Annotated in this window: 7 protein-coding genes; 4 read left to right on the top strand and 3 right to left on the bottom strand. The window is 75.7% G+C overall.

Annotated features, from left to right (window positions below; genetic code table 11):
- Nucleotides 1-3 precede the first annotated feature (3 nt).
- Nucleotides 4-1,311, bottom strand: a complete 1,308-nt coding sequence (locus ABQ292_RS25680) for a peptidoglycan DD-metalloendopeptidase family protein (RefSeq protein ID WP_369210537.1) — start codon at nt 1,309-1,311, stop codon at nt 4-6.
- Nucleotides 1,312-1,609: 298 nt separating this feature from the next.
- Between ABQ292_RS25680 and ABQ292_RS25685 the strand changes: the two genes are divergently transcribed.
- The 3 genes from ABQ292_RS25685 to ABQ292_RS25695 all read left to right on the top strand — a co-directional run bounded on the left by ABQ292_RS25685 (nt 1,610) and on the right by ABQ292_RS25695 (nt 3,625).
- Nucleotides 1,610-2,680 carry a Glu/Leu/Phe/Val family dehydrogenase gene (locus tag ABQ292_RS25685; protein ID WP_369210538.1) on the top strand — a complete coding sequence of 357 codons (1,071 nt, stop codon included), beginning with the start codon at nt 1,610-1,612 and terminating at the stop codon, nt 2,678-2,680.
- 186 nt (nt 2,681-2,866) lie between these two features.
- Complete coding sequence (locus tag ABQ292_RS25690) at nt 2,867-3,136, top strand: hypothetical protein (protein ID WP_369210539.1); 270 nt, start codon at nt 2,867-2,869, stop codon at nt 3,134-3,136.
- 267 nt (nt 3,137-3,403) lie between these two features.
- Nucleotides 3,404-3,625, top strand: coding sequence for a DUF3073 domain-containing protein (locus tag ABQ292_RS25695; RefSeq protein ID WP_369210540.1), 222 nt, complete (start codon nt 3,404-3,406; stop codon nt 3,623-3,625).
- Nucleotides 3,626-3,724: 99 nt separating this feature from the next.
- On the opposite strand, the gene purM is transcribed toward ABQ292_RS25695, so the two are convergent.
- Both purM and purF read right to left on the bottom strand, forming a co-directional pair.
- On the bottom strand, nt 3,725-4,801 hold the full coding sequence (gene purM, locus ABQ292_RS25700) for a phosphoribosylformylglycinamidine cyclo-ligase (protein ID WP_369210541.1): 1,077 nt from the start codon (nt 4,799-4,801) through the stop codon (nt 3,725-3,727).
- Nucleotides 4,798-6,390 (bottom strand): amidophosphoribosyltransferase, encoded by a 1,593-nt coding sequence (gene purF, locus ABQ292_RS25705; RefSeq protein ID WP_369210542.1) that lies wholly within the window; start codon nt 6,388-6,390, stop codon nt 4,798-4,800. Before purF ends, purM begins: the two co-directional genes overlap by 4 nt.
- Before the next feature lie 167 nt (nt 6,391-6,557).
- On the opposite strand from purF, the gene ABQ292_RS25710 reads away from it, so the two are divergent.
- Entirely contained in the window at nt 6,558-6,884 is a 327-nt protein-coding gene (locus ABQ292_RS25710; RefSeq protein ID WP_369210543.1) for a hypothetical protein, read from the top strand.
- Nucleotides 6,885-7,055 lie beyond the last annotated feature (171 nt).

The raw sequence follows: 7,055 nt of genomic DNA on the forward strand, positions 1-7,055 counted from the left end.
CCCTCAACAGCCGCTGATGCTGACGCCGCGGGCACGCAGCCACGGCACCGGGTCCACCTGGCCGCCGTGCATCGCGCCGGACGGGTGCACCTCGAAGTGCAGGTGCGGGCCGGTGGACTGGCCGCGGTTGCCGACCTCGGCGATGACCTCGCCGGCGACCACCCGCTCGCCGGTGCGCACGTACTCGGCGTTGACGTGGCCGTAGACGGTGACCGCGCCGTCGGTGCCGCGGATGTAGACGGCCAGGCCGAAGCCGCTGGCCGGCCCGGTGCGGACGACGGTGCCGGAGGTGGCCGCGTAGATCGGCGTCCCGATCGGGGCGGCGATGTCGACGCCGCCGTGCAGGGCGCCCCAGCGGAAGCCGTAGCAGCTCGAGGTCCGGCCGGAGGTGGGCTTGACGTAGTTGGCGCCGCTGACCGCCGCGGCGCCGGCGGACGAGCCGGACGACGAGCCCGACGACGACCCGGACGACGCGGCCGCGGTGGCGGCGGCCCGGGCGGCGGCCGCGGCCGCCGCGGCTTCCTCGGCGGCGCGTGCCGCAGCCGCGGCTGCGGCGGCCTCCTCGGCGGCCTTCTGCCGCTGCCACTCCTGGTAGGCGTCACGGGCGCCCTGCAGCTCCAGCAGCTGGATCTGGGCGGCCTGCAGCTGCCCGTCGAGGTCGGCCTTGCGGGCGGTGGCCGCCTCGACTGCGCCCTGCTGCTGGGCGACCTGTGCGTCGGCGGCGTCCTTGGCGGCGGCCGCGGCGTCCTCGGCGGCGGCCCTCTCGTCGCGGGTGACCCGGGCGGCCGACTCGGCGTTGGCCTGCTGCACGCGGGCGACCTCCAGCTCGTCGAGCACGTCGACCTGGACGTCGCCGACGTACTCGAGCATGGCCGCGCGCTGCACCAGCTCGCCGGGTCCGGCGGAGTCCAGCAGCGCGGCGGCGGTGGTGAGGGTGGTGCCGTTGACGTAGCTGTCGCGGGCGAAGCCGGCGATGCGGCCGAGGGCGGCGTCGACGGCGGCGGTGGCCGCCTCGAGGTCCGCGGCGGCCTGGTCGGCAGCCGCCTGCGCCAGCCCGAGGGCCTCCTCGGCGGCCAGGTAGGCGGTGCCGGCGGCCTCGGCCTGCACGGCCAGGCGCTCGAGCTCGGTCTCGGCGGCGGCGACCTCGGCGGCCAGCCGGCCGACCTCCGCGGCGGCGGCCTCCTGCGCGGCCGCGGCGTCGGCGATCTGCCCGTCGGTGGGGTTGGGCGGCGGCGCGGGGACGGCGAGCGCGGGTCCCGCGGCGCCCAGCAGGACCGCGCCGGTGAGCAGGCCGACGAGGGTGCTCCGCACGCCCCGGCGCCCACGGGCTCCCACGGCAGGGCCGGACGGGCGCCGGCCGGGACGGCACTGCAACATCGATCGCTCCCTGGGGAAGAGGGTGGCGCGGGGCCGGTGCAGCGTCGCACCGGTGGCGCCCTCCCCGTGCCCCACCACGCGGCACGGGTGTCACTCGCGTGACCACGGGACGCCGTCCTCCACATCCGTCCCTCCTGTTGTCGTCGCCCGGAGGGGGGACCTTGAGGCCTCGGGACGGATCAGTTCCCGGCTCCGGCGGGGCCCGCCGGAGCCGCATCTAGGCTCGGGAGCCGTGGACGTCTTCGGATCCGGTGCTGAACAGGTCGTCTTCTGCTCCGACCCCGCGTCGGGGCTGCGGGCGGTCATCGCCGTCCACTCGACGGCGCTGGGACCGGCGCTCGGGGGCACCCGCTTCCACCCCTACGCCAGCGAGGACGAGGCGGTCGCCGACGCCCTCCGGCTGGCCCGGGCCATGACCTACAAGAACAGCCTCGCCGGGCTCGACCTCGGGGGCGGCAAGGCCGTCGTCATCGGGGACCCGCGCACCGACAAGACCGAGGCGCTGCTGCGGGCCTACGGCCGGTTCGTCGAGGCGCTGGGCGGCCGGTACCTGACCGCCTGCGACGTCGGCACGTACAACGCCGACCTCGACGTCGTCGCCCGCGAGACCCGCTTCGCCCACGGCCGCTCCGAGGTCCACGGCGGGTGCGGGGACTCCTCGGTGCTCACCGCGTTCGGCGTCTTCCAGGGCATGCGGGCCGCCGCACAGCACCGCTGGGGCACGCCCACGCTGGCCGGGCGGACGGTGGCCGTCGCCGGGGTCGGCAAGGTCGGCTCCTGGCTGGTCGACCGGCTGGTCTCCGACGGCGCCGACGTCGTGGTCACCGACGTCGACACCGCCGCCGTCGAGCGGGTGCTCGCCCGGCACCCCGGCGTCGACGCCGTCGACGACACCGCCGCGCTGGTGCGCACCCCGGCCGACGTCTACGCGCCCTGCGCGCTCGGCGGCGCCCTCGACGACGACACCGTCGCGGTCCTGCAGGCCGAGGTCGTCTGCGGCGGGGCCAACAACCAGCTCGCCCACGACGGCATCCCCGACCAGCTGACCCGGCGCGGGATCCTCTACGCCCCCGACTACCTGGTGAACGCCGGCGGCGTGATCCAGGTGGAGGACGAGCGGCACGGCTTCTCCTTCCCGCGCGCGGAGGCCGGGGCCGCGCGCATCTTCGACACCGCGCTGCGGGTGTTCGAGACCGCCGCGGCCGAGGACGTCTCCCCCGCGGTGGCCGCCGACCGGCTGGCCGAGCAGCGCATCGCCTCGGTGGGACGGCTGGCCACCATCCGCCTGCCGCGTGGCGGGTGAGCAGGCGGCCTGACACAGCCGTCGCGTGGACGCCCACACCGCTCCTGCCATCCGTGCTGCGGATCTCGAGGCGGACGGCCTCCCGGAGTCGGCTCCGGATGGATCCCACGGGGCGTCCGCGTTGCGCCCCACCGCGCCTGCGGGTATGGCCGGGGTCACGGGACGACGGCGACTCCGGAGGACACCATGACGACCCACCCCGGCGCCGGGAGCGTGCCTCCCGACGACGACACGACCAGCAGCTCGACCGACGACGGCGTGCCGGTCGGCGCTGCCGACGCCGAGGCTGACGCCCGGCGCAGCGGAGCCAGCGACGACGAGCGGCCCAGCGACGTCGGGGAGGGGTTCCTCCTGGACGTCGATCCCGGCCGGAGCACCGACGACGGCGTCCCCGTGGGCCGCGCCGACGCGGAGGCGGACCGGATGAGGTCGGGTGGAGACGACGACCGCGTGTGACAGCTGAGGTCCGGGAGATCACTCGGCAGCGACGCGGGGGGCTGGGGACGATCCGCCTGCCCCGCTGAGGCCGGCGCGAGCCCCGGCGAGGGGGCTCCGGCACGTGACCACGGCCACGGTCGGGGGACGGCGGGGGGAGGACCCGTGCCCCCGTTCCATCGGTGTCGTAAGCTCGGTCCAGACACAGTCACTTCAGTCGGGGTCGCCACGCGGGCCGTCCAGCCCGTGAGCTGGGCTCCCGTTCTCCGTTATGAGGGGGTCGAGCCGATGGGGCGCGGCCGAGCGAAGGCCAAGCAGACACGCGTGGCCCGTGAGCTCAAGTACAGCTCACCGAACACCGACCTCTCCGCGCTCCAGCGCGAGCTGGCGGGGTCCACTCCGTCTCCCTACACCGCTCCGGCGGCCAAGGACGACGACGAGGACGGCGACGAGTACGCCGATCGATGGGCGGACGACGACGCCGACGACGACTGGGCGGCCAGCCGCTGATCATCGGCGTCTGGCCGGCCCCGTCCTCCTGAGCACGTCGCACCGCCGTCCCACCCGGGACGGCGGCGCGAACCGTGTCCGGTGGTCGGCGCCGGGGCCTCAGCCGTAGGTGCCGACCAGGCGCGCGCCGGTCTCCCCGCCGGTGACCCGACCGGCCGGCCAGGACGGCACCCCGCGGTTGGTGAGCAGCCGCACCGCCCGGTCGGCGGCGTCCGCGGCGACGACGGCGACCATGCCGACCCCGCAGTTGAACGCCCGCTCGGACTCCTCGCGCGGCACGCCGTGCTCCTCGAGCAGCCCCACGGCGGCCGGCAGCGCCCAGGTGCCGCGGTCGAGGACGGCCCCGAGCCCGTCGGGGACGACGCGGGCGGTGTTGCCGGCCAGCCCCCCGCCGGTGATGTGCGCGTAGGCGTGCACACCCTCCACGCCGAGTTCCGCGACCAGCGCGAGGCAGTCGAGGGCGTAGATGCGGGTCGGCTCGAGCAGCACCTCCCCGAGCGGGCGGTCCAGCCCGGCGGGCGTGGCGGTGAGGTCGAGGCCGGCCGCGGCGACCACGCGACGCACCAGCGAGTAGCCGTTGGAGTGGAAGCCGCTGGAGGCCATGGCCACGACGACGTCGCCGTCAGCGACCCGCTCCGGACCGAGCACCGCGTCGGCCTCCACGACGCCGACCGCGGTGGCGGCGAGGTCGTACTCGTCGGCGTCCATGAGGTCGCCGTGCTCGGCGGTCTCGCCGCCGACGAGGGACGCCCCGGCCCGCTCGCACCCGGCGGCGATGCCGGTGACGATCGCGGCCACCCGCTCGGGGACGACGCGGCCGACGGCCACGTAGTCCTGCAGGAACAGCGGCTCGGCGCCGCAGGCCACCAGGTCGTCGACGACCATGGCGACGAGGTCGATGCCCACGGTGTCGTGCCGGTCCAGCGCCCGGGCGAGGGCGATCTTGGTGCCGACGCCGTCGGTCGAGGAGGCCAGCAGCGGCCGCCGGTACCGCGCGGTGTCGAGCGCGAACAGCCCGGCGAACCCGCCCAGGCCGCCGACCACCTCGGGTCGGCGGGTCCGCTCGACCGCCGTCCGCATGAGGGTGACGGCGCGCTCACCGGCGTCGATGTCGACGCCGGACCCCGCGTAGGTGAAGCCGCCCGCGGTCGACGGGCCCACGGGCGACCGGCTCACGGACGGCGCAGGGCGTCGTCGGCGCCGCCGGGCACCGCGGGGCTGCCGGCCTGCTGGCCGGTCCAGCCGCTGACCGCGCGCTCGCTGCCGCGGGCGTCGGAGATCCTGGGCATCGGCGTACGGGCCACGCCGTTGGGGAGACCGCCCTCGAGCACGTGCTTGCCGAGCACGCCGGTCTCCCCCAGCGGGATCGGGTACTCGCCGGTGAAGCAGGCGGTGCACAGCCGGCTGGCCGGCTGCTCGGTGGCGGCGATGAGGCCCTGCTCGGAGACGTAACCCAGTGAGTCGGCGTTGATCGAGGCGCGCACGCCGTCGACGTCGAGGCCGTTGGCGATCAGCTCGGCGCGGCTGGCGAAGTCGATGCCGTAGAAGCAGGGCCACTTCACCGGCGGCGAGGCGATGCGCACGTGCACCTCGACGGCGCCGGCCTCGCGCAGCATGCGGATCAGCGCCCGCTGGGTGTTGCCGCGGACGATCGAGTCGTCGACGACGACCAGCCGCTTGCCGCGGATCACGTCGCGCAGCGGGTTGAGCTTGAGCCGGATGCCCAGCTGCCGGATGGTCTGGCTGGGCTGGATGAAGGTCCGGCCGACGTAGGAGTTCTTGACCAGGCCCAGTCCGTAGGGGATCCCGGAGGCCTCGGCGTAGCCGACCGCGGCCGGCGTCCCGGACTCGGGGACCGGGATGACCAGGTCGGCCTGGACCGGGTGCTCCTTGGCCAGCCGCCGGCCGATCTCGACGCGGGCGGCGTGCACGCCCCGGCCGGAGATCGTGGTGTCGGGCCGGGCGAGGTAGACGTACTCGAAGACGCAGCCCTTGGGCTCGGCGGGCGCGAAGTGCTGGCTTCGCAGGCCGTTCTCGTCGATGGCCAGCAGCTCGCCGGGCTCGACCTCGCGGACGACGGAGGCGCCGACGATGTCCAGCGCCGCCGTCTCGCTGGCGACCACCCAGCCGCGCTCGAGCCGGCCGAGCACCAGCGGGCGCACGCCCTGGGGGTCACGGGCGGCGTAGAGCGTGTCCTCGTCCATGAAGGTGAGGCTGAAGGCGCCGCGCAGCTGGGGCAGCACCTCCATGGCTGCGGCCTCGACCGAGACGTCCGGGCGGGCGGCGATCAGCGCGGTGACCAGGTCGGAGTCGTTCGTGGCGACGAACGCCCCCGGCACGCCGGCGTCGGCGGCCTTGCTGGCCAGCTCCGCGGTGTTCACCAGGTTGCCGTTGTGGCACAGCGCCAGGCCGGTGCCGGCGCCGGTCGTGCGGAACGTCGGCTGGGCGTTCTCCCACGTGGAGGCGCCGGTCGTGGAGTAGCGGGTGTGGCCCACCGCCAGGTGCCCGCGCAGGCTGCCCAGCGTCGACTCGTCGAAGACCTGGCTGACCAGCCCGAGGTCCTTGTAGACGACGACCGACGCGCCGTCCGACACCGCGATGCCCGCTGCCTCCTGCCCGCGGTGCTGGAGGGCGTACAGGCCGAAGTAGGTCAGCTTCGCGACCTCCTCCCCCGGCGCCCAGACACCGAAGACGCCGCAGGCGTCCTGTGGTCCGGGAGCATGGGGGTCGAGGGCGTGCGTCAGCCGTCCGTCACCGCGAGGCACACCCCTCAGCCTACCGGCGGCCCCTGGTCCTGCCGGGTGGCGCTCGCCACGCACGGACTGTCGTGACCCAGGGCTCCCGCGCGTGCGGGATGCCGCCCGTCGCCGGCCGGCCGGAACCCGGGCCGGGGTCCGGTGCGTTGACGGTCGGTAGGTGGAGAGGAGCCCACATGCCCGCCGACCGACCCGACCCGAACGAGTTCCTCGAGATGGCCCAGCGGATGCTGCGCGGGCTGTTCGACCCGTCGCGGGTCGACGACGACCCCTGGGCGGGGGCGACCGACCGGGGCTCCGCCACGCGGGAGCGCCGCCGCGAGCCGAGCGCCGAGGAGCGACGCGAGAACCTCACGTTCGCACTCGCCACGCGCGCCGTCGAGGCGCTCGAGGACCTCGCGCTCAACGTCGCGGCCATCCGCCAGCGCCTCGAGCGCACCACGACGCCGGAGGCCCGGCCCGGCGCCGAGGACGCGACCGGAGGCGACGCGGACCGGGCGTGATCCCCGGCCCACCGGCACCTCCGGTCGGCCGATCCTCAGTGCACGGAGCCGATCTCGGCGGAGATCCGGGTGTCCTCGCCGTGGCCGGTGTGCACCACGGTGTCGCCGTGCAGGCTGAGCAGCTTGCTGCGGATGGACCGCACGATCGTCGGGTGGTCGCTGAACGACCGC

It is taken from the genome of Geodermatophilus maliterrae (genome assembly GCF_041018925.1).
Lineage (GTDB): Bacteria > Actinomycetota > Actinomycetes > Mycobacteriales > Geodermatophilaceae > Geodermatophilus > Geodermatophilus maliterrae.